Annotated in this window: 27 protein-coding genes; 15 read left to right on the top strand and 12 right to left on the bottom strand. The window is 62.1% G+C overall.

The genetic code is table 11. From position 1 onward, the window contains the following. Positions 1-242 precede the first annotated feature (242 nt). Positions 243-554: a septum formation initiator family protein gene (locus RUH75_RS18780; protein WP_313808693.1), complete on the bottom strand. Its 312-nt coding sequence runs from the start codon at positions 552-554 to the stop codon at positions 243-245. A 77-nt stretch (positions 555-631) separates the two neighbouring features. Beyond that, complete coding sequence (eno, locus tag RUH75_RS18775; protein WP_313808692.1) at positions 632-1,906, bottom strand: phosphopyruvate hydratase; 1,275 nt, start codon at positions 1,904-1,906, stop codon at positions 632-634. A gap of 213 nt (positions 1,907-2,119) precedes the next feature. Between eno and RUH75_RS18770 the strand changes: the two genes are divergently transcribed. The 5 genes from RUH75_RS18770 (at position 2,120) to RUH75_RS18750 (ending at position 4,390) form a co-directional block, all read left to right on the top strand. Continuing rightward, positions 2,120-2,728 carry a hypothetical protein gene (locus RUH75_RS18770; RefSeq protein ID WP_313808691.1) on the top strand — a complete coding sequence of 203 codons (609 nt, stop codon included), beginning with the start codon at positions 2,120-2,122 and terminating at the stop codon, positions 2,726-2,728. Positions 2,729-2,746: 18 nt separating this feature from the next. Beyond that, a complete protein-coding gene (locus tag RUH75_RS18765; protein WP_313808690.1) occupies positions 2,747-3,142 on the top strand; it encodes a phage holin family protein in 396 nt (131 codons plus the stop codon). Continuing rightward, on the top strand, positions 3,139-3,462 hold the full coding sequence (locus RUH75_RS18760) for a hypothetical protein (RefSeq protein ID WP_313808689.1): 324 nt from the start codon (positions 3,139-3,141) through the stop codon (positions 3,460-3,462). Before RUH75_RS18765 ends, RUH75_RS18760 begins: the two co-directional genes overlap by 4 nt. Then, a complete protein-coding gene (locus tag RUH75_RS18755) occupies positions 3,455-4,063 on the top strand; it encodes a hypothetical protein (protein WP_313808688.1) in 609 nt (202 codons plus the stop codon). The genes RUH75_RS18760 and RUH75_RS18755 overlap by 8 nt, the downstream gene beginning before the upstream one ends. A 105-nt stretch (positions 4,064-4,168) precedes the next feature. Then, positions 4,169-4,390, top strand: a complete 222-nt coding sequence (locus RUH75_RS18750; RefSeq protein ID WP_313808687.1) for a DUF4170 domain-containing protein — start codon at positions 4,169-4,171, stop codon at positions 4,388-4,390. 3 nt (positions 4,391-4,393) lie between these two features. Here the strand turns inward: RUH75_RS18750 and RUH75_RS18745 are convergent, their stop codons facing one another. The 6 genes from RUH75_RS18745 to carA all read right to left on the bottom strand — a co-directional run bounded on the left by RUH75_RS18745 (position 4,394) and on the right by carA (position 10,891). Next, positions 4,394-5,053 carry a rhomboid family intramembrane serine protease gene (locus RUH75_RS18745; protein WP_313808686.1) on the bottom strand — a complete coding sequence of 220 codons (660 nt, stop codon included), beginning with the start codon at positions 5,051-5,053 and terminating at the stop codon, positions 4,394-4,396. 7 nt (positions 5,054-5,060) lie between these two features. Beyond that, positions 5,061-5,537, bottom strand: coding sequence for a transcription elongation factor GreA (gene greA, locus RUH75_RS18740; protein WP_313808685.1), 477 nt, complete (start codon positions 5,535-5,537; stop codon positions 5,061-5,063). 81 nt (positions 5,538-5,618) lie between these two features. Beyond that, positions 5,619-8,954: a carbamoyl-phosphate synthase large subunit gene (gene carB / locus RUH75_RS18735; protein ID WP_313808684.1), complete on the bottom strand. Its 3,336-nt coding sequence runs from the start codon at positions 8,952-8,954 to the stop codon at positions 5,619-5,621. Beyond that, a complete protein-coding gene (locus tag RUH75_RS18730) occupies positions 8,947-9,366 on the bottom strand; it encodes a hypothetical protein (RefSeq protein ID WP_313808683.1) in 420 nt (139 codons plus the stop codon). The genes carB and RUH75_RS18730 overlap by 8 nt, the downstream gene beginning before the upstream one ends. Next, positions 9,366-9,731, bottom strand: a complete 366-nt coding sequence (locus RUH75_RS18725) for a ribonuclease E inhibitor RraB (protein WP_313808682.1) — start codon at positions 9,729-9,731, stop codon at positions 9,366-9,368. The genes RUH75_RS18730 and RUH75_RS18725 overlap by 1 nt, the downstream gene beginning before the upstream one ends. Beyond that, positions 9,728-10,891, bottom strand: a complete 1,164-nt coding sequence (carA, locus tag RUH75_RS18720; protein ID WP_313808681.1) for a glutamine-hydrolyzing carbamoyl-phosphate synthase small subunit — start codon at positions 10,889-10,891, stop codon at positions 9,728-9,730. The genes RUH75_RS18725 and carA overlap by 4 nt, the downstream gene beginning before the upstream one ends. A 152-nt stretch (positions 10,892-11,043) precedes the next feature. Between carA and RUH75_RS18715 the strand changes: the two genes are divergently transcribed. The 7 genes from RUH75_RS18715 (at position 11,044) to RUH75_RS18685 (ending at position 18,857) form a co-directional block, all read left to right on the top strand. Then, positions 11,044-11,496 carry a GatB/YqeY domain-containing protein gene (locus RUH75_RS18715; protein ID WP_313808680.1) on the top strand — a complete coding sequence of 151 codons (453 nt, stop codon included), beginning with the start codon at positions 11,044-11,046 and terminating at the stop codon, positions 11,494-11,496. Between the two features lie 55 nt (positions 11,497-11,551). Beyond that, positions 11,552-13,450, top strand: coding sequence for a DNA primase (gene dnaG / locus RUH75_RS18710; RefSeq protein WP_313808679.1), 1,899 nt, complete (start codon positions 11,552-11,554; stop codon positions 13,448-13,450). Positions 13,451-13,492: 42 nt separating this feature from the next. Next, complete coding sequence (rpoD, locus tag RUH75_RS18705) at positions 13,493-15,538, top strand: RNA polymerase sigma factor RpoD (protein WP_313808678.1); 2,046 nt, start codon at positions 13,493-13,495, stop codon at positions 15,536-15,538. Between the two features lie 171 nt (positions 15,539-15,709). Continuing rightward, positions 15,710-16,390: a DUF6975 family protein gene (locus tag RUH75_RS18700; protein ID WP_313808677.1), complete on the top strand. Its 681-nt coding sequence runs from the start codon at positions 15,710-15,712 to the stop codon at positions 16,388-16,390. Positions 16,391-16,460: 70 nt separating this feature from the next. Continuing rightward, complete coding sequence (locus RUH75_RS18695) at positions 16,461-17,306, top strand: MoxR family ATPase (protein WP_313808676.1); 846 nt, start codon at positions 16,461-16,463, stop codon at positions 17,304-17,306. Between the two features lie 3 nt (positions 17,307-17,309). Further along, positions 17,310-17,723 (top strand): GFA family protein, encoded by a 414-nt coding sequence (locus RUH75_RS18690; protein ID WP_313808675.1) that lies wholly within the window; start codon positions 17,310-17,312, stop codon positions 17,721-17,723. Positions 17,724-17,816: 93 nt separating this feature from the next. Then, positions 17,817-18,857 carry a hypothetical protein gene (locus tag RUH75_RS18685; protein ID WP_313808674.1) on the top strand — a complete coding sequence of 347 codons (1,041 nt, stop codon included), beginning with the start codon at positions 17,817-17,819 and terminating at the stop codon, positions 18,855-18,857. 3 nt (positions 18,858-18,860) lie between these two features. Here RUH75_RS18685 and RUH75_RS18680 read toward each other — a convergent pair whose 3' ends face one another. Then, on the bottom strand, positions 18,861-20,267 hold the full coding sequence (locus tag RUH75_RS18680) for a methyl-accepting chemotaxis protein (protein WP_313808673.1): 1,407 nt from the start codon (positions 20,265-20,267) through the stop codon (positions 18,861-18,863). Between the two features lie 98 nt (positions 20,268-20,365). On the opposite strand from RUH75_RS18680, the gene RUH75_RS18675 reads away from it, so the two are divergent. Next, entirely contained in the window at positions 20,366-21,541 is a 1,176-nt protein-coding gene (locus RUH75_RS18675) for a VWA domain-containing protein (protein ID WP_313808694.1), read from the top strand. A 165-nt stretch (positions 21,542-21,706) separates the two neighbouring features. On the opposite strand, the gene RUH75_RS18670 is transcribed toward RUH75_RS18675, so the two are convergent. From RUH75_RS18670 to RUH75_RS18660, 3 genes are all read right to left on the bottom strand, one after another. Next, a complete protein-coding gene (locus RUH75_RS18670) occupies positions 21,707-22,549 on the bottom strand; it encodes a transporter (RefSeq protein WP_313808672.1) in 843 nt (280 codons plus the stop codon). 76 nt (positions 22,550-22,625) lie between these two features. Further along, positions 22,626-23,039: a hypothetical protein gene (locus RUH75_RS18665; protein ID WP_313808671.1), complete on the bottom strand. Its 414-nt coding sequence runs from the start codon at positions 23,037-23,039 to the stop codon at positions 22,626-22,628. A 319-nt stretch (positions 23,040-23,358) separates the two neighbouring features. After that, positions 23,359-24,447 carry an anhydro-N-acetylmuramic acid kinase gene (locus RUH75_RS18660; RefSeq protein ID WP_313808670.1) on the bottom strand — a complete coding sequence of 363 codons (1,089 nt, stop codon included), beginning with the start codon at positions 24,445-24,447 and terminating at the stop codon, positions 23,359-23,361. Positions 24,448-24,610: 163 nt separating this feature from the next. Between RUH75_RS18660 and tyrS the strand changes: the two genes are divergently transcribed. Beyond that, a complete protein-coding gene (gene tyrS / locus RUH75_RS18655; RefSeq protein WP_313808669.1) occupies positions 24,611-25,828 on the top strand; it encodes a tyrosine--tRNA ligase in 1,218 nt (405 codons plus the stop codon). Between the two features lie 75 nt (positions 25,829-25,903). After that, positions 25,904-26,257 (top strand): PilZ domain-containing protein, encoded by a 354-nt coding sequence (locus tag RUH75_RS18650; RefSeq protein ID WP_313808668.1) that lies wholly within the window; start codon positions 25,904-25,906, stop codon positions 26,255-26,257. The last annotated feature ends 210 nt before the right edge of the window (positions 26,258-26,467 follow it).

Below are 26,467 nucleotides of genomic sequence, written 5' to 3'. Positions count from 1 at the left end.
GGCCGAGCACGGTTATGGTCCGCACCAGCAGAAATCGGAGCCTTTAAACGGGAAGAGGCACGCGCAGGGCTCGCCGCCTTTGCACGGGAAGGACGCGGCGTCGTTGGTTTCGCCAAGGCTTTTATCCTTTTGCGTGGGTGAGGATGGAAGGAAGGCCGATATAGCGGCAGACCGCCCCTAAATGCAACGCAACACAGGTCCTCAAAACACAGCAAAAGCGATCAGTCAGTCGTCCTGTCGGATCAGTTCAGCGGGACGATCACTTCGTCATGGTGAACGACCCCCAGCTCCCGCCGGATCAACTCATCGGAAAGGTCGGGATCGACGCGCCGGGGATTGAGCAAATCCACCCGGTTCCTAAGCTCTTGCCGCTGCGTCTGGACCTGCTTCAACTCGGCCTGCGCTCCGTGCAGTTGTCGCTTGTAATCACCCCAGGCAAGTACCCCATTCGACCCCAGGATTACATAGCCGGCAAAGAAAAGAAGAAGAAGCACCGCAATAGCCGGACCAAAGGCCGAGAAAAGCAACATGCGGAGTTTAGCGATATGCGCCATGGATCAGTTGAATCACAGGGACGGGCTGACCGCAAGCAAAATAAATTGCCGCTGTGGCCAGCCCGTCGAAAATCGTCTTAACGGAAGATGGAACGGCCCGCGAAAACGGCGACGTCGCCCAACTCTTCTTCGATACGGATCAGCTGGTTATACTTGGCAAGCCGGTCCGAACGGGCAAGCGAACCGGTCTTGATCTGACCGCAATTAGTGGCCACGGCCAAGTCAGCAATGGTCGCGTCCTCCGTTTCGCCCGAGCGGTGCGACATGACCGCCGTATAGCGGGCGCGGTGCGCCATATCGACCGCCGCCAGAGTCTCGGTCAGCGAACCGATCTGATTCACCTTCACCAGCAGCGAGTTGGCCAGACCCTTGCCGATGCCCATTTCCAGACGCTTCGGGTTGGTGACGAACAGGTCGTCGCCCACCAACTGGACCTTGCCGCCGATCTTGTCGGTCAACGCTTTCCAGCCTTCGAAATCATCTTCGCTCATGCCATCCTCAATCGACTTGATCGGATAATCGGCGCAGAGGGCAGCAAGGTAATCGGCCATTTCGACCGGGTTGAGCGACAGGCCTTCGCCCGAAATCTCGTACTTGCCGTTCCTGAAGAACTCGGTCGCCGCACAATCCAGCGCCAGCACGACGTCGTCGCCCGGCCTGTAGCCCGCCTTCTCGACCGAGAGCATGATGAAGTCGAGCGCATCCCGGGTGGAGGCAATATTCGGTGCGAAACCGCCTTCATCACCAACCGAGGTCGCCAGCCCCTTGTCGTGCAGGCCCTTCTTGAGCGTATGGAAGATTTCCGAACCGATGCGAACGGCGTCGGCAATGTTTTCCGCGCCGACCGGCATGATCATGAATTCCTGGAAATCGATCGGATTGTCGGCATGCTCGCCGCCGTTGATGATGTTCATCATCGGCACCGGCAGGACGTGGGCGTTGACGCCCCCGACATAGCGATAGAGCGGCAGACCGCGCGCGTCGGCGGCGGCCTTCGCAACGGCCAGGCTGACACCCAGTATCGCATTGGCGCCCAGGTTCGATTTATTCTCCGTGCCGTCGAGCCCGATCATCGCGGCGTCGACTTCGGCCTGATCCTCGGCATCCAGGCCGATGATCTGCTCGGCAATCTGGTCGTTCACGGCGGCCACGGCAGCCAGCACGCCCTTGCCCAGATATTTGCTCTTATCGCCGTCGCGCTTTTCAACAGCCTCGTAGGCGCCGGTCGACGCGCCGGACGGCACGGCGGCGCGCCCGAAGCTGCCATCCTCCAGCATCACGTCGACTTCGACGGTGGGATTACCGCGGCTGTCCAGAATCTGACGGGCATGAATATCGAGAATGGCGGTCATGGATCGCTCCCTTGGGATTGGCTCTAGGTGCCTTTTCGCGCCCCGCTTAGCCACCACCTTCCCGCTTGGCAATGCGAGGGCTTGCAAGGACTCGAAAAATGCCGATGCTCAAATTAGTAACGGCAACGGAACTGTGGGCCGTCGCGAAGCATTTGGAAGAAAGCCGCCTGCCCGCTTCGCGATACCACCACTCTAAAAGGGAGATATAGGACGATGGCCGACACCCCGGATACCCCACCCGTCAAGCGCGCCAGAAAAGCCAGCCCGGCCAAGACACCCAAAAAGGCCGCTCCTGCCGCCAAGCTCGTGAAGGCAGCGCCGGTAAAAACCGCCGCCACCCGCAAGGCGCCCGTTGCAAAGACGACCGGCAACGGCGCCAGTTCGCATGGCTGGACCGCGCAGATCGCGCCGTTGAAGGCTCAGGCCGAGAAGGCCGCGAAATCAGCCGCCGACAAGCTGAACGCCGTCGATTGGAAAGCCCATATCGATCCGCTGAAGGATCAGGCGTCGAAGACCGCCAAGTCCGCTGCCGGCGTCGCCAAGGACAAGACCGGATCGGCGATGCAGAGCCTGGCCAAGCTGATTTCCGACACGGCCGGGACGGTCGATGCCAAACTGGGGCCGCAATATGGCGATTATGCCCGTCAGGCCGCCGAATCGGTCGCTGGCGCCGCCAAGACCCTGGACAGCAAGGATGTCGATCAGTTGATGACCGAAGCGCGCGATTTCGTGCGCAAGAGCCCCTCCGTCGCCATAGGCGCGGCGGCAGTGGTCGGTTTCGTGCTGATGCGGCTTGCCAAGGGTTCTGATGACGACGCCTGAGCACGGCCTGCCTGATTGATGGACGATAAGGTCCCGACCGCCGGGGCGGAGGAAGTTTTGACGCAAGAGCCGATGCAGACAGAGGCGCAGGACGAGTCCGTCCGGGACGTCTTCGCACGCCTCTACACCGACGGACGCGCCTATGCGGAGGCGGAGGTCGAACGACAGAAGCTGCGCGCAGGTATCATCGGGGCGGGACTGCGCGATGCACTGATCTTCGGGATGGTGGGGATCATGCTTGTCTTTGCGAGTGTCATCGCCTGCCTTGTCGGGATGATCTTCGCGCTGGCGCCTCATCTGGGCACGGGCTGGGCGACTGGCGCGGTGGTGGGCGGCGGGCTGCTGATCGCGTCAATCCTGCTACTGATCGCCAAGAGCCGGATCGGCCGGATGATGAAAGCTGCGAAGTCATGAATCGGGAAGACGCTTATCGCGACGCGGCAGCACGGGTTGATGCGCGCAAGGCGGCGCTGATGTCCAGCGCCCTCGCCGCCAAGGCGCGCCTTGCTCCGGCGCGCATCAGGCAGGATGTCAGGGACAAGGCCACCGAAACGCTGCTGGACGGCGCGGCTTATGCCGCCGCGAAGGTCCAGCAACGGCCGGCCGCAACGGCTGCAGCGCTGGGCGCGTTGGTGCTCTATGTGATGCGGCGCCCCCTTGGGACCCTTTTCCGACGGATGTACGTTCGGATGAGAAACGGCACAGAAACGACTTCGGAGACTGACGATGGCTGATATCCGCGCTCAAATCACCCGCGCCCGTGAGGCCGCGAACGACATCACCGAAACCGCGTCGGGCAAGTTTCGCGACACCACCGATCGCGCCTTGGACAGCGCCGGCGATCTGATCCAGACCGGCCGCGATCGCGCCGCGGACGCTCGCGACAAGGCCAGCGCCGCCTATGCCGATGCGCGGGACCGCGGCCAACGCGTTGCCGCGCGGGCCAATGAGATCGTGCAGGAGCATCCGATTGCAGCCGTCGCTGGCGCTGTGGCCGCTGGGGCCGTCATCGCCTGGATGTTCCCCAAGAGCCGCAAGGCAATGCAGGCCCTGCCCGGCCTTGCTTCGAGCGCGGGAGCGAAAGTGCTGGAGGCCGCCCTGACCGCCAGGACCGCTGCGGCGGAAGGGGCGGAAAGCCTGAAATCCAGCGCGGGCGACGTGCTTCACGCCGCCAGCGAAGGCACCAGGGACGCTGCCGTGTCCGCGCGGGAAGCGGTGGTTTCCGCCGATCTGCCGGGCAAGACCTCTCGCCTGGCGGACAGTCTGGTGGCCTTGGTCGCCGCCAGGGTGGACGCCGTCAGCGAAGCGCTGAAAGCCCGGTTGCCCAAAGCGTAATCGCTTCATCGTCAAAAGCATGCCAACTTAGCCGCCCGCCCCCCTTGGACGGGTGCGGGCAGCCTGCTAGGGTATCGGTTCACGAACAGGAGAACATAAGATACCATGAGCAAGCTGCATCTTGTGATGGGTGGTCGCGTCAAAAATCCCCAGACGCTCGAATTTGAAGATTTGAGTTCCATCGAACTGGTGGGCGTCTTCCCGGACTATGCGACGGCGGAAAATGCCTGGCGCGGAGCCGCGCAACGCACGGTCGATGACGCGGAGATGCGCTATGTGATCGTGCATCTGCATCGGCTGCTGGAACCGGAACTGCCGACCGGATAAATCTCAGGAAAGGGGCTGGGGCCGCTTGCGAAAACGCCAGCGGAGCAGCGGACGCGTCAGCGCCAGCCCCACCAGAAAGCCGCCGATATGCGCGGCAATCGCGATCTGACCGAGATCGCCAAATCCTCCAGCCGTGGCAACGCCGATCATCAGCTGGATCGCAATCCAGCTCGCCGCGAGCCACAGCGCGCGGACCAGACTGGCCGAAAGCGGGCCTATGCGCCGAACATTCTGCTGGCTGTAGAGCAGCGCATAAGTGGCAATGATCGCAGAGATCGCACCGCTTGCCCCTACCATCGGATTGGTCGAGTGCGGATCAATCGCCCATTGCAGCGCCGTCGCGCCATAGGCTCCGGCGATGTAAAGGATCAGCGTCGCGCCCTTGTCCAGCACATGCTCCACCTGCCGTCCGCAAAAGACGAACATGAACAGGTTGAAGGCGATGTGTAGCCAGTTGGCGTGAACCAGCGTGCAACTGATCGGCGTCAGCCACACCGGCACCGCCGCCATGCCAGCCAGCAGTGAGCCATCCTCGACCCGGGCTGGGATGAAACCAGCCATGATCGCGGCATTATCGACCTGCCCCGCCAGAGTGAGCAAAAGAAACGCGACGAAGGTGATCGCCGCAATTCCGTTGGTCATGCGCCCGGCAGGCAGTTTCATCTTCGGGTCAGATGAAATCGATCTTGTCGACAAGGTAGAATTTGTCGCCCGCAGGGACCGACACTTCGACCTCCTCACCGATCTGACGGCCGATCAGCGCACGGCCGAGCGGGCTGTTGTAGCTGATCATGCCGACCTTGGCGTCTGCCTCAGCCTGACCCACGATCTGATATTTGACCGGCTTGTCGTCTTCATCGAGCAGCGTGACGGTCGCGCCGAACACGATCTTGTCGCCCGACAGCATGGTCGGATCGATGATCTGGGCGCGGGACAGCTTGTCTTCCAGATCGGCGATCGTGGCTTCGACCTGGCCCTGACGTTCCTTGGCCGCATGATATTCGGCATTTTCGGACAGATCGCCGTGCGCACGAGCTTCCTCGATGGCGTCCACGATCAAGGGCCGCTCGGCCTTCAGTTCGCGGAGCTGCGCATTGAGCTTGTCATAGCCCATTTGCAGCATCGGCATCTTCTCGACGGTCGCCATTATTGCAAATCCTTCGTCAAAACTTCCCTTTGGCGGCCCCGACCTTGGGGCCACCCGCAGCGTGCTTCCTTATGCAGGGGATCAGGCTTGCGACACGGGATAATAGGACTGGAGCGACCGCACTTCAAGGGCATGCCCCCGAAGAGCCTCGATCGCATCGGCCGCAGCAACCGAAGCAGCCGCCGTGGTGAAGCTGGCAACCTTCGCACGCAGCGCGCTGGTACGGATCTCCTTACTGTCCTTCAGGGACTGCCAACCTTCGGTCGTGTTGAAGATCAGGTCGACATCGCCATCGATGATCTTGTCGACAATATGCGGACGGCCCTCCGCCACCTTGTTCACCGACTGGACAGCGATGCCCTGCTCCTCCAGATAGCGCGCGGTGCCGCCGGTCGCGATGATGGTGAAGTCCATCACCGCCATCTTCTGCACCGCAGGCAGGATCACCGGCTTGTCGCTGTCCTTGACCGAGACGAACACCGTGCCGCTCTTGGGCAGGACCGTGCCGCCGCCGAGCTGCGACTTGGCGAAGGCGGTCGCGAAATCGCTGTCGATGCCCATGACTTCGCCGGTGCTCTTCATTTCCGGCGAGAGGACCGGATCAACGCCGGGGAAGCGCGCGAAGGGGAAGACCGCTTCCTTGACCGCGATGTGCGAGATCGCGTTGCGGTCGATCTTCGGCAGGTCCTTGAGCTTCTCTCCCGCCATCACGCGGGATGCGATCTTGGCGATGGGCGTGCCGATCGCCTTGGCGACGAAGGGCACGGTACGGCTGGCGCGCGGATTGACCTCGATCAGATAGACCACACCATCCTTGACCGCGAACTGGATGTTCATCAGGCCGCGCACCGACAGCGCGCGGGCGAGGACATCGGCCTGACGCTCGATTTCCGCGATGATGTCATCCGACAGGCTGTAGGGCGGCAGTGAGCAGGCGGAATCCCCCGAATGGACGCCCGCCTCTTCGATATGCTGGAGCACGCCTGCCACGACCACATCGTCGCCGTCGCAGAGCGCATCGACGTCCACCTCGATCGCGTCGCGCAAATACTGGTCGATCAGCACCGGGGAGTCGCCCGACACCTGAACGGCGGTCGCGATATATTCCTCCAGCTGCGCCTGACCGTCGACGATCTCCATGGCGCGGCCGCCAAGGACGTAGGACGGACGCATGAGGACCGGATAGCCGATGCGGTTGGCGACGGCGATCGCCTCCTCACGGCTGCGGGCGATGCCGTTGGCGGGTTGCTTGAGCTTGAGCTTGTCGATGAGGGCGGCGAAACGCTCCCGGTCTTCGGCAAGATCGATGGCGTCGGGCGAAGTGCCCAGGATCGGGATGCCCGCATCCTCCAGCGCCTGCGCCAGCTTGAGTGGCGTCTGGCCGCCGAACTGGACGATAACGCCCGCCAGCATGCCGTTCGACATTTCGACATTCAGGATTTCGAGGACATCCTCGGCGGTTAGCGGCTCGAAATAGAGGCGGTCGGACGTGTCATAGTCGGTCGACACGGTTTCCGGGTTGCAGTTGACCATGATCGTCTCATAGCCGGCTTCGCTGAGCGCGAAACAGGCGTGGACGCAGCAATAGTCGAACTCGATGCCCTGCCCGATGCGGTTGGGACCGCCGCCGAGGATGACGACCTTCTTCGCCGAGCTGGGCTGCGCCTCATTCTCCGCCTCCCCGAAGATCGGGGCTTCGTAGGTCGAGTACATATAGGGCGTCTTCGCCTCGAACTCCGCGGCGCAGGTATCGATGCGCTTGAAGACCGGACGGACGCCCAGCTTGTGGCGGAGGCTGCGAACCTCGTCCTCGGTGACGCCGCCGGTCATCGCCTTGACCGCGTCGTGGATCAGGCCAGACCCACGCGCAATGCCCCGCTCCATCCCGGGCAGATTGGCGGACTTGAGCGCCAGATAAGCAAGGCGCTTGTCAGAGAAGCCCATGGACTTCAGGCGACGCATGCCGTCCGCATCCTGCGGCAGGCCGTTGCTGAGGATTTCGCCTTCCGCGTCGATGATTTCCTTGATCCGTTCCAGGAACCACGGGTCGAACTTGGCGATGTTATGGATTTCCGCGACGGTGAGGCCTTCGCGCAGAGCCTGGGCGGCGACCAGCAGGCGATCCGGAGTCGGCTGGGCCAGCGCGGCGACGATGTCGTCCTTGGGCGCGCCCTCCAGATGCTCGACATTGTTGAAGCCGCTGAGGCCGGTTTCCAGACCCCGCAGCGCCTTCTGCATCGATTCATGGATGTTGCGGCCGATGGCCATCACCTCGCCCACCGACTTCATCGCGGTGCCGAGCAGCGGTTCACTGCCCTTGAACTTCTCGAAGGCGAAGCGAGGGATCTTGGTCACGACATAGTCGATGGTCGGTTCGAACGACGCCGGGGTCGCGCCGGTAATGTCATTCTCGATCTCGTCCAGCGTGTAGCCGACGGCGAGCTTCGCCGCGACCTTGGCGATCGGGAAGCCCGTCGCCTTCGACGCCAGCGCCGAGGAGCGGGAGACGCGGGGGTTCATCTCGATGACGATCAGGCGGCCATCCTTCGGATTGACCGCGAACTGCACGTTCGAACCACCTGTTTCTACACCAATTTCACGCAGCACCGCGATGCTCGCGTTGCGCATGATCTGATATTCCTTGTCGGTCAGCGTCAGCGCGGGCGCGACGGTGATGGAGTCGCCGGTATGGACGCCCATCGGATCGACATTCTCGATCGAGCAGATGATGATGGCATTGTCGTTGCGATCCCGCACAACCTCCATCTCATATTCTTTCCAGCCGAGCAGCGATTCCTCGATCAGGACTTCGGTGGTGGGCGAGGCGTCGAGGCCCTCCATGACGATCCGCTTGAACTCTTCCCTGTTATAGGCAACGCCGCCGCCGGTGCCGCCAAGCGTGAAGCTGGGACGGATGATCGAGGGAAGGCCCGTGAATTCGAGCGCTTCCAGTGCCTCTTGCATCGTGTGCGCGATGCGCGAGCGGGCGGATTCAAGGCCGATCTTGTCCATCGCGTCGCGGAACTTCAGACGATCCTCGGCCTTGTCGATCGCTTGCGCGTCCGCACCGATCATCTTGACGCCGAACTTCTCCAGCGTGCCGTCGTTGAACAGCGCCAGCGCGGTGTTGAGCGCAGTCTGGCCACCCATGGTCGGGAGGACGGCGTCGGGGCGTTCCTTTTCGATGATCTTCGCCACGATTTCAGGCGTGATCGGCTCAACATAGGTCGCGTCGGCAAATTCCGGGTCGGTCATGATGGTGGCCGGGTTGGAATTCACCAGAATGATGCGATAGCCCTCTTCCTTGAGCGCCTTCACCGCCTGCGTGCCCGAATAGTCGAACTCGCAAGCCTGACCGATGATGATCGGGCCAGCGCCGATGATGAGGATGGAGGAGATGTCGGTTCTTTTAGGCATCTAAAATTTCTTCCTTAACCCGCTGCCACGAGCGGTTGTCGGGATAACGTCGCACGGAAGCGCGATAAGCGATTTTCAAGCGAGAACTCATCGCCGGTAGAGGCGGAGCGTCCGGCCTTACGCAATAGTCGCTCCAGTTGATCTTTTTCTCTAATCTAGCTTTGACGAATGATCGCCCTTCGTCTGTCAAACCAACGCTAGAGTCTGGATTTTCTACTAACCATCCGTAGGAAATCATTTCGCTTATCAGTAGCTGCTCTAATCCTGGGTCCATCCAACAGAAATCAGAAGAGATCATCCTTTCGAGATCAATGGGGTTGGGATCGCCATAATCGAAATCGCCAAGCATATGGTCCCGTGGATCAGCGATCCACGAATACTCACTATCCTTGTAGTCGGTCACTTCGACCATCAATGCACGCCCCCCCGCGCCTCACAGCCCCAGCCGTCATATTCGACGCCGCAGAGGATTTCGATCTGGAGGCATTTTTTCGTCAGGGCGCGGATCGATTGTTCATCGACCGGCTGCTCGCATTCGAGGAAGAGGAACAGGTCGCCATCCTCATCCTCCTCGCGGTCCAGCTCGACGAAGCCGAACTGGCTGGCGATGGTCAGGAGGCGCTCGAAATCCTTTTCGCTGCCCCTGAAGCTGACGTCGACCGGGCGCGCCAGACGCGCCACGTCGCCATTGGCGGCGAGGTTGGCGAGGACTTCCTTGTCCGCCTCCCACTCTGCGGCGAGGCGGGCTTCGTCAACCGGGGGCAGGTTGAGGCTCATTTAAGCCCCTCAACGAAGCGCTGGAACAGATAGAAGCTGTCCTGCGGGCCGGGCGAGGCTTCGGGGTGATACTGGACCGAGAAGGCCTGCTTGTCGGTCAGTTCAATGCCGCAATTGCTGCCGTCGAACAGCGACACATGGGTGGCCTTCACATTGGCGGGCAGCGTGTCGCTGTCCACCGCGAAGCCGTGGTTCATCGAGGTGATCTCGACCAGCCCATCCTCCAGCCGCTTGACCGGGTGGTTGGCGCCGCGATGGCCTTGATGCATCTTGACGGTCTTGGCACCGGCGGCAAGCGCCAGCATCTGATGGCCGAGGCAGATGCCGAAGACGGGCTTGTCGGCTTCCAGCACCTTGCGGATCACGGGGACGGCATATTCGCCGGTCGCGGCCGGATCGCCGGGGCCGTTGGAAAGGAACACGCCGTCGGGATTCTGCTCCATCACCTGTTCGAAAGTGGCGGTGGCGGGCAGCACGGTGACGCGGGCGCCTGCCTTTACGAGGTTGCGGAAGATGTTGTTCTTCGCGCCATAATCGAGCGCGACGACATGAGGGCGGTCGTCGGCGGCTTCATCCAGGCCGTAGCCGAAGCCCAGCTTCCACACGCCGTCTTTCCAGAGGCGGTTTTCCTTGCCCGACACTTCGATGGCGAGGTCCATGCCTTCAAGGCCCGGCCACGACGCAGCCTTCGCGGCAAGGGCTGCGAGGTCGAACTGGCCTTCGGGATCATGGGCGATCACGACATTGGGTGCGCCCTTCAACCGGATCATGCGGGTCAGCGCGCGGGTGTCGACGCCGGCCAGGCCGATGCGACCCTTTGCCTTCATCCACTGGTCGAAAGGTTCGACATTGCGGAAATTGCTCGGCTCGGTGACGTCCTGCCGCACGACGCAGCCCAGAGCGTGGGGCAGGTCCGCCTCTACGTCATCAAGGTTGGTGCCGACATTGCCGATATGCGGAAAAGTGAAGGTGACGATCTGGCCCGCATAGCTGGGGTCGGTCATCACTTCCTGATAGCCGGTCATCGCCGTGTTGAAGCAGAGTTCGCCCACCGCATCACCGGTCGCGCCGAAACCGCGGCCGAACACCGCCGAGCCATCGGCGAAAACCACGACCCCTGTCGCTCCTTTGGGCACAATGAGGGTCTTGGCGTCAGCCATGGTCGTGTCGTCCTTTATGCTTTTGCGGGAACCCGTCTGCTGCGGGTTAAACGGCCGGTCACCTATGCTCGTGAGGCCGCGCGGTCAACTCCTGTTAAAAATCTCTTTTGGCGTTATATCTGATCCTTTCCCAACAAACAGGATTCATTCGCATGATTCGCGAGCAGCTCAAGAGCGCCCAGATTGAAGCCATGAAAGCCGGGGAAAAGGATCGCCTCGCCGCCGTGCGGCTGATCCTGGCGAAGCTCAAGGATCGCGATATCGAACTGCGCACGGCTTCCAGCGTGCCGGATGACGATACGGTCGTGGTCGAGGTGCTTCAGAAAATGGTGAAGCAGCGCCGCGAATCCATCGAGATGTTCAGGAATGGCGGGCGCGATGAGCTGGCCGCGAAGGAACAGGTTGAACTGGACGTGATCGACAGCTTCCTGCCGCAACAGCTGAGCGAGGATGAGACGAAAGCCGTGATCGAGGGGATAAAGGCGGAAGTCGGCGCGGCCAGCGTCAAGGATATGGGAAAGGTCATGGCCGTGCTGAAGGAGCGCCATGGCTCGGTGATCGACATGGGCAAGGCCAGCGGCCTCGTAAAGGCTGCCTTGAACTGACAGCGGCCGCACCAAGCCCCTTTCGCTTGCGAGAGGCGCACTTTAGGCAAGGCATATGAGTCTTTCTCCGGCCTTTCTGGATGAGTTGCGGGCAAGGACTTCGCTGTCGACGCTGATCGGCCGGACGGTGAAGGTCCAGAAGGCCGGACGCGAATATAAGGCCTGCTGCCCCTTTCATAATGAGAAGACGCCCAGCTTCACCATCAACGACGAAAAGGGTTTCTACCACTGCTTCGGCTGCGGGGCCCATGGTGATGCGATCCGCTGGATGACCGATCAGCGCGGCCTGCCCTTCATGGAGGCCGTGAAGGAACTGGCGCAGGCAGCGGGGATGGACGTCCCTGCGCCCGATCCCCGTGCGGCGAAACGGGCGGAGCAGGCCCAGGGCTTGCACGATGTAATGGCGGCCGCGCAGGGCTTTTTCGAGGAGCAGCTTGGCGGGATCGAGGGCGCGGAAGCACGCGCCTATCTCCAGAAGCGCGGGATGAGCGCGGCGACCGCCAAAACCTTTGGCTTCGGTTTTTCTCCTGATGGTCGCGGACGGCTCAAAACAGCGCTCAAGGATTTTGGGGAGCCTTTGCTGATTGAGGCAGGATTGCTGATCGACCCCGATGGCGCCGAGCCGGACGGCGGCAAAACCAGAAAACGCGATAGCTATGACCGATTCCGGGGCCGGTTGATGCTGCCGATCCGGGACATCAGAGGTCGCGTCATTGCCTTTGGCGGGCGCATTCTTGGCACCGGCGAGCCGAAATATCTGAACTCGCCCGATACGCCGCTCTTCGACAAGGGGCGGACACTCTACAATATCGACCGGGCGTCGCCGGCCAGCCGTCATGCGGGGCGCATCATCGTCGTCGAAGGCTATATGGACGTGATCGCGCTAGCGCAGGCCGGCTTTGGCGAAGCGGTGGCGCCGCTGGGGACCGCGCTGACCGAGCATCAGATCGAGCGGCTGTGGAAGATGGCCGATGTGCCGATCCTCTGCTTCGACGGCGATTCGGCGGGACAGAAGGCGGCGATCCGGGCAGCGACGCGTGCCCTGCCCCTACTACGGCCGGGCATGAGCCTGGCATTTGCCACCCTGCCCGGCGGGCAGGACCCAGACGATCTGATCCGCGCCGATGGCCCCGCAGCGATGGAAGCGGTGTTGAGCACGGCCGAACCCCTGGTCGAACGACTGTGGAAATTTGAGCAGGCTGCTGCCCCCCTCGACACGCCGGAACAGCGAGCCGCGCTCAAGCAACGGCTTTCGGCGATCACCGATGCCATTGTCCATTCTGACGTGCGGGCACATTATGTCCATGCTTTCCGCGAGCGTTACGATGCCCTGTTCTTTGCCCGGGCGGCTTTTGCCCCCCGGCAACAGCGTGGCGGCGGCGCGCGATCCGGCTGGCAGCGGGATAAGAAGGGCAATTGGAAGCCCCCTATCCCGCCCGCTGGAAACGAGGCGCGGGCCATTGGCGCGAGCGGAATGGAACAACGGCTTTTGAGGGCCGTCCTCGCCAGTCTGCTCCGGCATCCGGAGCAAATCGCTCTGCATCGCGAAATGCTTTCGGGCCTGCGAATCGGAGATGCCGCGCTGGCCGAATTGCTGAACGTGATGATCGCGGCGTCGTTCAGCAAAGAAACAGTTGAAACCGATGGCCTCCTTACCATATTGAGGCAAGGTGAAGTGTATAATATGGCAAAGGGGATGCTCCGGGCCGACACGTTCACATTCACCCCCAACAGAAGCAAGACCGACTCGGATCGCGTGCAACGCGATCTGGACGAGGCCATTCGGGTGATGGCGCAAGGACCGGAGCTGGAGGCCGCGTTGGCTGAGGCTACCCGGCGAGCGAGAGATGATCTCAACGAAGAAACCTTTGCGGAACAGCAAAGGGTTCGGCAGTTGAAGCTGGATCATGATCGCCGCCTGGCGGAACTGGCGCAGTCCGAAGATATTGTGTGATTCAGATCGATCTTTTCGGGTCGACGAAGTTAAGGCGAATAAATGGCGAGCAAGGCGAACAGCAAGGGTGCGGGCGAGGATCAGGATACGGGCGATGCACCGCTGCTGGATCTGAACGAAGCGTCGGTCAAGAAGCTGATCGCGCGCGCCAAGAAGCGCGGCTACATCACCTATGACGAGCTGAACGACGCGCTGCCGCAGGACCAGATGTCCTCCGAGCAGATCGAGGACATCATGTCCGCGCTCAACGAAATGGGCGTGAACATCGTCGAAAATGAGGAAGCCGGCGAGGACGGCGAGGATCAGCGCGACGATAGTGACGACGACAGCTCGGACGAGGGCGCGGAGGATGACGGCTCGCCGCGTCCTGTCACGGAAAAGAAGAAAGAAACCGTCGATCGCACCGACGACCCGGTGCGCATGTATCTGCGCGAAATGGGTGCGGTGGAGCTGCTCAGCCGTGAGGGCGAAATCGCCATCGCCAAGCGGATCGAGGCCGGCCGCGACACGATGATCCTGGGACTGTGCGAAAGCCCGACGACGTTCAACGCCATCATCGAATGGTCGACCGCGCTCAACAATGGCGAGATGCAGCTGCGCGAGATTCTCGACCTTGACGCGATGCTGTCCAAGGACCCCGCTCCGGAAAATCTGGAGGAAGGCGCCGAGGACGATGATGGCGAAATCAGCGAGAAGACCGCTGGTCCCAGCTTCAAGGAAGAGGAAGAGCCGGAGGAAGAACCCGCTGATTCCGATGAAGATGAAGACGGCCTGACCGAACGCCGCACCCGCCGGATGGAAGAGGAAGAAGAGGAGGACAACACCCTCTCCCTCGCCCAGATGGAAGAGACGCTTAAACCCATGGCGCTGGAGAAATTCGCGACCATCACCGAGATTTTCCGCACTTTCTCCTCCGCGCAGGAATCGCGCATGATTGCCATGGCGATCGGCGAGACGCTGAGCCAGAAGGATGAGGACGAATATCAGGAGCTGCGCGAGCAACTGACCGCCGAGGTCGAAAGCGTCCAGTTCCACCAGCAGAAGATCGAATATCTGGTCGATCAGCTCTATGCCTATAACCGGCGGCTGACCGCGCTGGGCGGACAGATGCTGCGCCTGGCAGAGCGTCACAAGGTCAGCCGCAAGGATTTCCTCGACCGCTATGTGAACCATGAGCTGGATGACGGCTGGATGGACAGGGTGTCGGGGCTGGACAAGAAATGGGCCGCCTTTGCCGCAGCCGAAGGGCGTGCGGTAGAGCGTATCCGCACCGAGATCAGCGAAATCGCTCAGGCGACCGGCATGTCACTCTCCGAATTCCGCCGCATCGTCAACATGGTGCAGAAAGGCGAGCGTGAGGCGCGCATTGCGAAGAAGGAAATGGTCGAGGCGAACCTGCGCCTGGTGATTTCCATCGCTAAGAAATATACGAACCGTGGCCTGCAATTCCTTGATCTTATTCAGGAAGGTAATATCGGCCTGATGAAGGCAGTCGACAAGTTCGAATATCGGCGCGGCTACAAGTTCAGCACCTATGCGACCTGGTGGATCAGGCAGGCGATCACCCGCTCGATCGCGGATCAGGCGCGGACCATCCGTATTCCGGTCCATATGATCGAGACGATCAACAAGCTGGTCCGCACCAGCCGCCAGTTCCTGCACGAGCAGGGCCGCGAGCCCACCCCGGAGGAGATGGCCGAGCGCCTGTCCATGCCGCTGGAGAAGGTGCGCAAGGTGATGAAGATCGCCAAGGAGCCGATCAGCCTCGAAACGCCGATCGGTGACGAGGAGGATTCGCATCTCGGGGATTTCATCGAGGACAAGAATGCGATCATCCCGGTGGATGCCGCCATTCAGGCGAACCTCAAGGAAACCGTCACCCGTGTTCTGGCATCGCTGACTCCGCGTGAGGAGCGTGTGCTGCGCATGCGTTTCGGCATCGGCATGAACACTGATCACACGCTGGAGGAAGTAGGCCAGCAGTTCAGCGTGACCCGCGAGCGCATCCGTCAGATCGAAGCAAAGGCGCTGCGCAAGCTCAAGCACCCCAGCCGCAGCCGCAAGATGCGCAGCTTCCTCGACCAATAGGGCGCGCTTCGGAAGGAGGGCCTCGGCAGGCCGAGGCTAGGGCACGGTAAAATGATCCAAAGGGGCGGCTTTCGGGCCGCCCTTTTTCATTGGCGTAAACTCCTCTTTTACCTCGACTCTCTAGGGTCGATTCAATGAGGCCTCGCCAGCACCGGGGCGCAGGGGAAGATGATGAGCGAAGCAGCACCGCGCTATCAATTTGGCGATATATCGCAGATATTGGAGGCCGTCGTGGCCGCCGACGGCACCGCTGGCCATGGTTATCCCGGCGGCGCGCGGGCAAGCTTTGGACCACATGCAACGCTGTCCCTGCCCGATCTGGCCGATGCAGCCTATTATCTCTGCCTGCTCCATGGCCGGCATCCGGGGGTGATCGACCATGCGGCCACCCGATCGGCCGATAATGCCGCGCGTGGATGGCTGATCCAGGCAGCGGACGCCTTTGCTCGTGAGCGGGCTTATCTGACGCAGGTGACGGTTGCAGTCGGCCCCGCCCCCAGCACTGCGGGACAGAGCGATTGCGAAACGGTCGTCAGCCAGCAACGCCATGCGCTCGACATGCTGGCTCAGTCGGACAGGCGCGGCTGCGCCATGGGCGCGGCAGTGGCGCTGGTGCTCGATTGGCGCGCGGTGCGCCATGTGCTGGATATCGCCGCGATCCGCGCCGGGCTGGAACCCCATGCCTGCGATCTGCCGGATCGCGCGGCCACACTGGAGGTCGCGCAGGCGATCGGCGGCGATGACGCGATCGACCGCGCCATATTGTTCGGGGGCCGACAATTGCTCAATCAGCATCGCGGACTTTGGGACGTTCTTCAGGCTCGCGCCCGGGTCCGCGCCAGCAAGAGCTGATAAAGGCTTTGCGCTCCTCCCCTGCTTTGCCATAGTTGGGCCAGTGCAGGCAGGAAGAGTGAAGCAAAATATGCGGTTTGAGGGCACAGAGGATTATGTCGCCACCGATGATCTGAAGGTGGCCGTCAACGCTGCGGTGCTGCTTCGTCGCCCCTTGTTGGTGAAGGGCGAGCCGGGCACGGGCAAGACCGTGCTGGCACAGGAAATCGCCAAGGCGCTTAGCGCCCCGCTGATCGAGTGGAACGTCAAATCGACGACCAAGGCGCATCAGGGCCTCTATGAATATGACGCCGTGGCTCGCCTGCGCGATGGCCAACTCGGTGATCCGCGCGTCCATGACATCGGCAATTACATCCGCAAGGGCAAGCTGTGGGAGGCGTTCACCTCCCCCACCCTGCCGGTGCTGCTGATCGACGAGATCGACAAGGCCGATATCGAATTTCCCAACGACCTGTTGCAGGAACTCGATCGCATGGCCTTCCATGTGTATGAGACGGGGGAGACGGTTGCGGCCAAGGAGCGGCCGGTGGTCGTCATCACCTCCAATAACGAGAAGGAACTGCCCGACGCTTTCCTGCGCCGCTGCTTCTTCCACTATATCAAATTCCCCGACCGGGAGACGATGCAGGCGATCGTCGATGTGCATTTCCCGGGCATCCAGAAGATACTGGTCAACCGCGCGCTGGAGATTTTCTACGAAATCCGGGATGTGCCGGGCCTCAAGAAAAAGCCCTCCACGAGCGAACTGCTCGACTGGCTGAAACTGATCCTGGCTGAAGAAATGCCGCTGGACGTGTTGCAGGATCGTGATCCGACCAAGGCGATCCCGCCGCTGCATGGTGCGCTACTGAAGAACGAGCAGGATATCATGATGTTCGAACGCCTCGCCTTCATGGCGCGGCGGCAGGGGCGCTGAACCATGCCCCATCACGCCGGATGCCTATGCGGACAGGTGCGGATCAGCATCGATGCCGAACCGATGACGGCGCGCATGTGCTGGTGCCGGCTCTGCCAATATCTGGGCGGCGGTTCGGGGACGGTGAATGTCTGCTTCCCATCGGACAGGGTGACGACCACGGGTGAAGTGCGCTGGCACCAGAGCTTTGCGGACAGCGGCAATGCGATGCGACGGGGCTTTTGCCCTGAATGCGGGACGCCGCTCTTCAGCCTCGCCGAATCGCGACCGCATCTGACCTTCATCCGCGCCGGCGCGCTGGACGAACCCGGCCTTATGGCCCCGCAGGCCATCATCTGGACCGATGCGGCACCCGATTGGGCGCATCGGGACCCGGAACTACCCCATTATCCGGCGCAAATTCCACCGGTCGCCTAAAAAGCGCTCTTGCCTGACGCCTGCATTTCCGCTCAACTTTCCTCCTGACATTCAAAACCGCGCAAGACGGTCATGAATTAGGGAAGGATGCCAATGCCCAAGCGTGCGTTGTCCCTGTTATCAGCGGTGCTGGCCTTGTCAGCGCCTGCCTTTGCGCGGCCGCCAGAGCGGACGGACGAGGAACGGGAAGCCTGGACGCCCACTGCCACCACCCTGCGCGCCGACGCCGCGGGGATCGCCTTGCCGCAAACGGTGGCGGGCCTGTCTCTCTCCAAGAGTGGAGAGGTGTCCAATGGTGGCAAGGGCATCGACAATTATGCCCAATATCTGTCCGACGATGGCGCCGTCCAGGCGACGCTTTACATCTATATGCCAAGCTATGCCGACGCGTCGCTGGCCGCCTATATGACCGACAAGGCGATCATGGCCCGCTTCGGCGGCAAGACACGCCGCACGGCTTATGCCGGCCAGCCTGTCGCGGGCCGGGCCAAAGGCGCGATCCGGGCGGTTTATGACGATGCCGCGGACGGCGCGCTGACGACGGCGGCGGCCTTTGTCCACGCAGGCCGGTGGATGGTGAAGCTGCGCGTCACGGGGCCGATGGAACGGCGCAAGGAGGTTTTGGCCGGCCTGGACGGCATGTTGTCGGGCCTGCATTTTGACAAGGCCACGGACATCCATGCGACAAGGGCCGCCACCTACGCCGCATGTCCCGTTGCCGACAGTCCCGATGCGCGCATGACCGGGCCAGCGGCTGCGGCGCCCATCGACATCGCGATGCCCCGCGAAGGACGTGCGCCGCTCTGCATCCGGGGACGAGTGGATAGCGCGGATGGCAGCTATGAAATTCTGCAACAGGCCGGGGTGAAGGACGGCGCGATCATCGTGCCGGTGGACGACGCAGGCACGGTGCTCGCCTTCGATCCGGCGGCAAAGGGCCAAGGATATCAGCTTTCCATCCATTCTGTAGGCCAGACCGATATTTATGGCGTCTACGACAGGGTGCCGAGCCCGCGCCAGATCGCGGAAATATTGGATGGGAAGGACCCCCAGACCGCGCAGGCGGGCACAGTGGCAGCCTTCGCGGCCAATGGCGAGGTGACGCTGCGCAGCGGGAACGGACCAGGCCGCTGACCGTCAGATCAGATAACCGACCTCATACAGTCCCCAGCGCCGCCCGCGGATGATGATGGGCACGAACACGCTGCGCAAAGCCCGGTAACGCCCCTCGCCCATATCCTGGCGGTAGGAGAAAAGGAAGAAATCCCCTTCCCCGTCCAGCGCGCGGCGGGTTTGACTGTCCATGAAAATCTGACGGTTGCGGGCGTTTTCCATGTTCCAGCGTGGCTGATCCGGGCGCTGCGGCTGGCTGCGCGCGCTGATATGGGTGGGCAGATAGCCATTCATGTCGATCAGACAGCAACCGACGATCGCGGCGTCCTGTGCCGTCCGCCGATCAAGCAGAGGCCGGACATGTTGGTCGGCAAAGGCGTTGAAGCCATTTTCATATTGCGCCGGGTTTGATCCCGGAAGCGGCCGATAGGCCGTGTCGAACACTTGTTCCATGTCGATCTGCCGCTGTTCCAGCGCGCCTTCGACCAGCGCCATGACTTCCTGGGCGCCGTCTTCGGCAAAGGCGATATAGCGGCTGTTGCGGGTCACATGGCCGCCATGGGCTGCGCTGTTCAGCATGTCGTTCGCCATGCCTTCCAACCGTTCGAGCTGCCCGCGGGCCATTTCCACCCGCGCGGCGCTTTCGGTGGATGACTGGCTGAACCGCGCCAGCCCCTGCCGCAACGCGGCGACATCGCCATCGGCTTCATCGGTGCAGGTGACGATCGTGTCCGATCGGTCGCCAAACTGAGTCACCATCGAAGCGATCTCGGCCATGCTGACGCGCAGCGTATCGATATGGGCACCGACATCGCGTCCCCTGCTGATATTGGCCTCCACGCCACCGATCAGCTGGCGGGCATCACGATCGAGCTGCCCCAGCCTGTGACCCACGGAGGCGGCGGATTCGCCGGCCTGTCCGGCAAGACGCCGGATTTCGTCCGCGACGACGGCAAAACCCTGCGTCGCTTCGCCACCGCGCGCTGCTTCGATCGCGGCATTGACGCCCAGCAGGCGGGTCTGGCGGGCAATGGCGCCAAGCTGCTCCGAAATGCCATCCACCGCCTCGATCACGTCCAGGAACCGGCGCAAATGACCTTCCAGCCCGGTGACATTTTCGATCAGTTCCGTGATCTGTCCCAGCGACAGGGTAATCGCATCATGCCCTTCGGCAATGATCCTGCCGGCGCGGCGGGCGGTGAGGCTCAATTCCTGCGCCGCGAGGACGCTTTCATTCTGGCTGACGGCCAGCGCTTCCATGTTCGACTGCAATTCGCCCAAGCGCGCTGAATCGCTCTGGATACGGTGGGTGAGTTCACTGAGAAAGCCTGCGGTTTCGCTGCATTGCAGCGCAATATCGCCCGAACATTCCCCCAGATCGGTCAACAAATGCCCGTTTTCCAATGATGCCCCGCCTGTTTCGCTCAACATGGATACTGCCTTATTAACGATGCATTGCAACACTTAACATTCCGACAATGCGCGGGCCCCTTGCATCGTCCGCCAAGCTGGCAGACAAGAGCCGCGCCATGATGCTCAATTTTCTCGACGCGCTCCGCGCTGCCGGCATTCCCGCCAGCATCAAGGAGCATCTGCTGCTGCTGGAAGCACTTGATCGCGATGTGATCGGGCAGTCTCCGGAGGACTTCTATTATCTCGCCCGCGCCACCTATGTGAAGGATGAAGGGCTGCTGGACCGGTTCGACCAGGTCTTTGCCCGCGTGTTCAGGGGCGTGCTGGGGACCGGGGGCGTCGAAGCGGAAATCCCCGAAGAATGGTTAAGGCTGGTGGCGGAAAAATTCCTGAGCCCCGAGGATATGGAGAAGATCAAGTCGCTGGGCAGCTGGGACGAGATCATGGAGACGCTGAAGAAACGGCTGGAGGAGCAGAAAGGCCGTCACCAAGGCGGCAACAAGTGGATCGGCACGGGCGGCACCTCTCCTTTCGGTCATGGCGGCTATAATCCGGAGGGTGTGCGGATCGGTGGTGAAAGCAGGCACAAGCGGGCGATCAAGGTCTGGGAGAAGCGGGAGTTCGCCAATCTGGACAGCACGAAGGAACTGGGCACCCGCAATATCAAGGTGGCGCTGCGGCGGCTGCGGCGTTTCGCGCGGGAGGGCGCCGCGGACGAGCTGGATCTGGACGCGACCATCCGGGGGACGGCGCGGCAGGGCTGGCTGGACATTCGCATGCGGCCGGAGCGGCATAACGCAGTGAAGCTGCTGCTGTTCCTGGATGTGGGCGGATCGATGGACCCGTTCATCACGCTGTGCGAGGAGCTGTTTTCGGCGGCGACCAGCGAGTTCAAGAACATGGAATTCTTCTACTTCCATAACTGCCTGTATGAGGGCGTGTGGAAGGATAACAGGCGGCGCTTTTCCGAACGCACCCCGACATGGGACATACTTCACAAATATGGGCATGATTATAAGGTGATCTTCGTCGGCGACGCGGCGATGAGCCCCTATGAGATCAGCCATCCCGGCGGGTCCGTCGAACATATGAACGAGGAAGCGGGCGCGGCGTGGCTGAGCCGGGTGCTGCATACCTATCCGGCGGCGGTGTGGCTGAACCCCGCGCAGGAGGCGCATTGGGGCTATAGCCAGTCGACGAAGATCATCCGCGAGATCATGAACGGGCGCATGTATCCGCTGACCATCGAGGGGATTGACGAGGCAATGCGGGAACTGACCCGCAAGCGGTGATAACAGGATCCGGGTGACACAGGTGACACGATGATTATTAAGGAAACGGCGGTTTTGCGCCGTTTCCTATTGGGTCACTGTCGTTCAAAGAGCCGAGGTGGTCCTAGCTTGTCCGGATCGTTGTAGGACAGCGAAATCGTAGGATAGGGAAATCGGGGCGGGTTTTCATAGTTTCAGGCTGATCATCGATCCGACGCCGTAATCCGCGGCGCCTTTGCTGAGGCCGGCGGTGCCGTAGAGGGTGAAGGTCAGCTTTTTCACCACCGGCGTGCTGAAGGCGCCGAACAGTTCCCGGCTGTCGCGGGCCAGGTCGCTGGTTGCTTCGCGATAGTCGTAGGAGGCGATCAGGGCCGATTTGCCCAGCATCATGCTGGCGCCGCCCGATGCGGTCCAGCCATTATGCAGGTTGAAGCCCGACGGATCGCCCGGCATGCGGTAGCCCAGATTGGCGAAGGGGGTGATGGCGCCGAAGCTTTTGGAAATCTCCGCCGCGACCGTGACGTCGGTCTTGCCGGTGCCCAGCGCCCTGGAACGCGAGGCGGTGGGAAGCTTGACGCGGGCGGAAAGGTCGAGGCCGAAGCCGAACTGTTCTTCCGGAATCTGGTAGCCGACGCCCAGGGTCAGGTCGCCCAGACCGCTGCGGGTGGTGCGTGGCGCGTCCGGATCGATGATGACGCCGCCCGATCCGCCGCCGACGATCGCGGACGAGCCGTTGATGCGCAGCCAGGGCAGCGTCGCAGTGAAGCGGAGCTGGCCGGTGCGGTAACGCAGGCTCATCGGCACGACGAAAATATGGGTGTCGGAGCCGGTGCCGTAATCGCCGCTGCTATAATCAATGCCGGTGATGGCGGTCAGGCTGCTTCCTGTGGATGAAGTTGTGGATAAGCCTGTGGATGGTTCTTCGGCCTGGGCGGTCTGCGGGCCGCTTTGCGCCGCGATCTGCGCCAGAGCGGGCGGTGCGCCCATGGCCATGGCAGCGCCGGCGGCCAGCGCGATGGTCCCCTTCATGGATTTCCCTCTCCTTATGCCAAGCGGGGCGAGCCCTTGGCAGGCCCGCCCCTTGCTTTTCATGCTTTGACTGTAATCAGCTGCCGCGGGCGGAACGGGCGGTTTCCCGGGCGGACGTCGCCGTTTCGCGGGCGGTGCTGGCATTGGCGCGAGCGTCCTGCGCGGCGCTGCGGCCTTCAGCGGCCGAAGAGCGCGCTTCAGTGGCGCTGCTACGCGCTTCGGTGGCGGCGCTGCGGGCTTCCGTGCTGCTGGAACGGGCTTCCGTCGAGGCGGTGCGGGCATCCTGCGCCGCCGTGGCTGCACTCTGCGTATCCTGCAGCGTGCCCTTGACATTGGCGTCCTGCAACGTGCCCTTTACATTGGCATCCTGAAGGGTTCCCTTTACATTGCTGTCCTGAAGGGTCCCCTTGACGCCGCTGTCCTGCGCCTGCGCGCCGGTGGCGGCGGCCAGAACGGCAAGGCCGATGAGGGGAAGGATAAATCTGGTCACTGCGACTCTCCTATGATGTGACACCCCGGGGCACTTCCGACTGTCCGAAGGCCCGGCCCTATGTTGCTGTTTTCTTTCCCCGGCGGAATCGACCGAAAGAATTAGTGGGGAAATAATCAGGATGAACATCCGTTCAGGAAGCTTCATCATCGAAAATTCATCATATTTCCCGGTGAGATAGAAGGACATGATGTTGCCGTACCGGGATTCATCGCATGCGATTATTAGATGATATGTGCAAAATGGGCGATCAAAAGGGCTTGATCGACTGTGGAGATGCAGTTGGTCTTAAAGACATCGCTCCCTTGGAGCGGACACCTTAGGCAGGGTCGAAGAAAACGCCACCGGTCATGGGTTGCGGCGCGCCGGTGGTGCCGGGAAAGCTGATCGGCAGGCCCTTCAGATGGCGGACGGCCATATAGGCGAACCCCTGGGCTTCCAGCGCATCGCCGTCCCAGCCCAGTTCATCGACCGGGCGGACTTCGGCACCGGTGAAGGTCGCCAGCATCCGCATGAGCGTGACGTTGTGGCGGCCGCCGCCAGCGGCATAGATGCGGCCCGGACGCTCCGCGAGGTGATCGAGGCCCTTTGCGACGGCTGCGGCGGAGAAGGCGGTAAGGGTCGCGGCTCCATCCTCCAGCGACAGGCCCCGCAAGGGTTCGATGGTGAAGGCTTCGCGATCGATGCTTTTCGGAGGGATGGCGGCGAACCAGGGGTCGGACAGCATGCGCGCGAGGCGGCTGTGGTCGACCTCCCCACTGGCGGCCGTGGCGCCGCTTTCGTCGAAGCTGCGGTCGCTGTGGGTCTGCATCCAGTTGTCGATGAGGCCGCTCGCCATGCCGGTGTCGAAGGCGACGATCTCTCCATCGGAGGCGATGGCGGTGATGTTGGCGACGCCGCCAAGGTTCAAAATCGCGACGGGCTTGGGCAGGTCGTGCGCGAGGGCGCGGTGATAGACCGGCAGCAATGGAGCCCCCTGCCCGCCCGCGCCAACGTCCGCGCTGCGCAGGTCCGCCACCACCGGGATGCCGAACGCGCCGGCAAGCGCGGCGCCGTCGCCGATCTGCCAGGTCCAGCGCCGTTCGGGCCGGTGGGCGACGGTATGGCCATGGAAGCCGATGACGGCGATGTCTTCGGTGACATGGCCGCTGCGGGCGAGAAGGTCGGAAACCGCCTCTACATGCAGTTCGGTCAGTTCCTCCTCCACCGCGTGGATCAGAGGTTCGAAGCCGGGCTTTTCCATCGTCATGGCGCGCCCGCAGGCCTCGGCCAGGCGCAGGCGGAAGCCGTCAGCATAGGGCATGGCGTGGAAGGCCAGCCCCTTGCCGGCGCCTTCCCCATCGGTTTCGATCAGCGCGGCGTCTATGCCATCGCGCGAGGTGCCCGACATCAGGCCTATTGCCAGCATTTTTGACGACACACCATTTCCTCCGTTCGGGAAGTTCCTTTTTAAAGAAGTGCAGGGCTTCGACAAGCTCGGCCCGAAACCGGGTGGGGTTTTTCCGATGGCGAAGGTTCCCGGTTGTGGAGGGTTTCCGGGCCGATGATGCGGTGCTACAGGGCGCGGCATCATGACCAGCTATTCCTCCGATCTGCTCCGCCTGCTCGAAACGCGCGGTTACATTCATCAGCTGACCGATGCGGAGGGGCTGGACGCCATGGCCGCCAGGCAGATCGTGCCGGGCTATATCGGTTTCGACCCGACGGCGCCCTCGCTGCATGTCGGGCATCTGGTGTCGATCATGATGCTGCGCCAGTTGCAGAAGGCCGGGCACAAGCCGATCGTGCTGATGGGCGGCGGCACGGGCAAAATCGGCGATCCGAGCTTCAAGGACGAGGCCCGCAAGTTGCTGACGACCGACCTGATCGCGGAGAATGTCGCGAGCATCAAGCGGGTGTTCGAGCGGTTCCTGACCTTTGGGGACGGGCCGACCGATGCGATCATGCTGGATAATGCGGAGTGGCTCGACAAGCTGGAATATATCCCGTTCCTGCGGGATATCGGGCAGCATTTCTCCGTGAACCGCATGTTGAGCTTTGATTCGGTGAAGCTGCGGCTGGATCGGGAGCAGTCGCTTTCCTTCCTTGAATTCAACTATATGATCCTTCAGGCCTATGACTTTCTGGAACTGTCGCGGCGGTCGGCCTGCCGGTTGCAGATGGGCGGATCGGATCAGTGGGGGAATATCGTCAATGGCGTCGAACTGGCCCGGCGCGTGGACGGGACACAGGTGTTCGGGCTGACCACGCCGCTGCTGACCAATGCGGACGGCACCAAGATGGGCAAGACCGTGGGTGGCGCGGTGTGGCTCAACGAGGACCAGCTTTCCAATTACGATTATTGGCAGTTCTGGCGGAACACCGCCGACGCCGATGTCGCGAACCGGCTGCGGCTGTTCACCGACCTGCCGATGGATGAGGTGGAACGGCTGGCCGCGCTTCAGGGCGCGGAGATCAACGAGGCGAAGAAGATCCTCGCCAATGAGGCCACCGCGCTTTGTCGCGGGGCCGGGGCGGCTGCTCTGGCGGCGGAAACGGCACGGCGGACCTTTGAGGAAGGCGCTTCGGATGCCAATCTGCCGACGGTGAGCCTTGGGGCCGAAGGACTGAATGTGGTGCAGGGGACGACGGCTCTGGGCTTTGCTGCCTCCAACAAGGAAGTGCGGCGGAAACTGGCGGAAGGCGCCATTCGCGTGAATGGCGAGGTCGTCAGCGATCCGGCTCTGCAGTTGAAGGCCGGCGACAGGCTCAGCTTCGGCGCGAAGAGGCATGGGCTGGTAACTGCCTGAAATCAAAGAGGGTATACGGTGCATTAACCAGATGAGGTAAGGAAGGTTCTAACTTCCTTACCCTAGTCTGTTGGCATGCCTTCGACGTTCGCAAGCCTTGCCCATCTGAACCAGTCGCGCGATCCTTTGGCCAATCAGCGGCGGGTGAAGCGCGATCTGGTCGATATGGTGAGCCATGTCACGGCGCGCGGACGGTCGCATGGAGTGCGGATCATCAATATCTCCGCCTTGGGACTGATGTGCCGGACCGAGGCGGAAGTGACGATCGGTGAGCGCGTGACCATCTGGCTGCCGGTCGTGAAGAACCTTGTGGCCGAAGTGCGATGGATCGAGGATGGCCGGGCGGGCGTCGAATTCCTGAAGCGGATCGAGCCGCCCATTTATGATGCGATGCTTGCCCTTATCCCGCCGCGGCAGACGGCCTGGTAAAACCCTCCCCTGACTTCGCCGAACTGGCGTTTCCATCTGGCTCGAAATCACGCTGGAGCACGCTGCGTTAAATCAGACGCAGGCCGTGTGCTCCAGTTCTTTGTTATCGCATCGTTTCAAGCGCAAAACCGGTTCCCAATTTAGCGCATGATGCTCTAGTCACCTGAATCTAAAGTTCGCCACATAAAGTTTGTTCGGTTTTTTGGCAGA

The organism is Sphingobium sp., assembly GCF_032153725.1.
In the GTDB taxonomy this organism is placed as follows: domain Bacteria; phylum Pseudomonadota; class Alphaproteobacteria; order Sphingomonadales; family Sphingomonadaceae; genus Sphingobium.
This window is presented reverse-complemented; position numbering and strand designations above follow the sequence as displayed.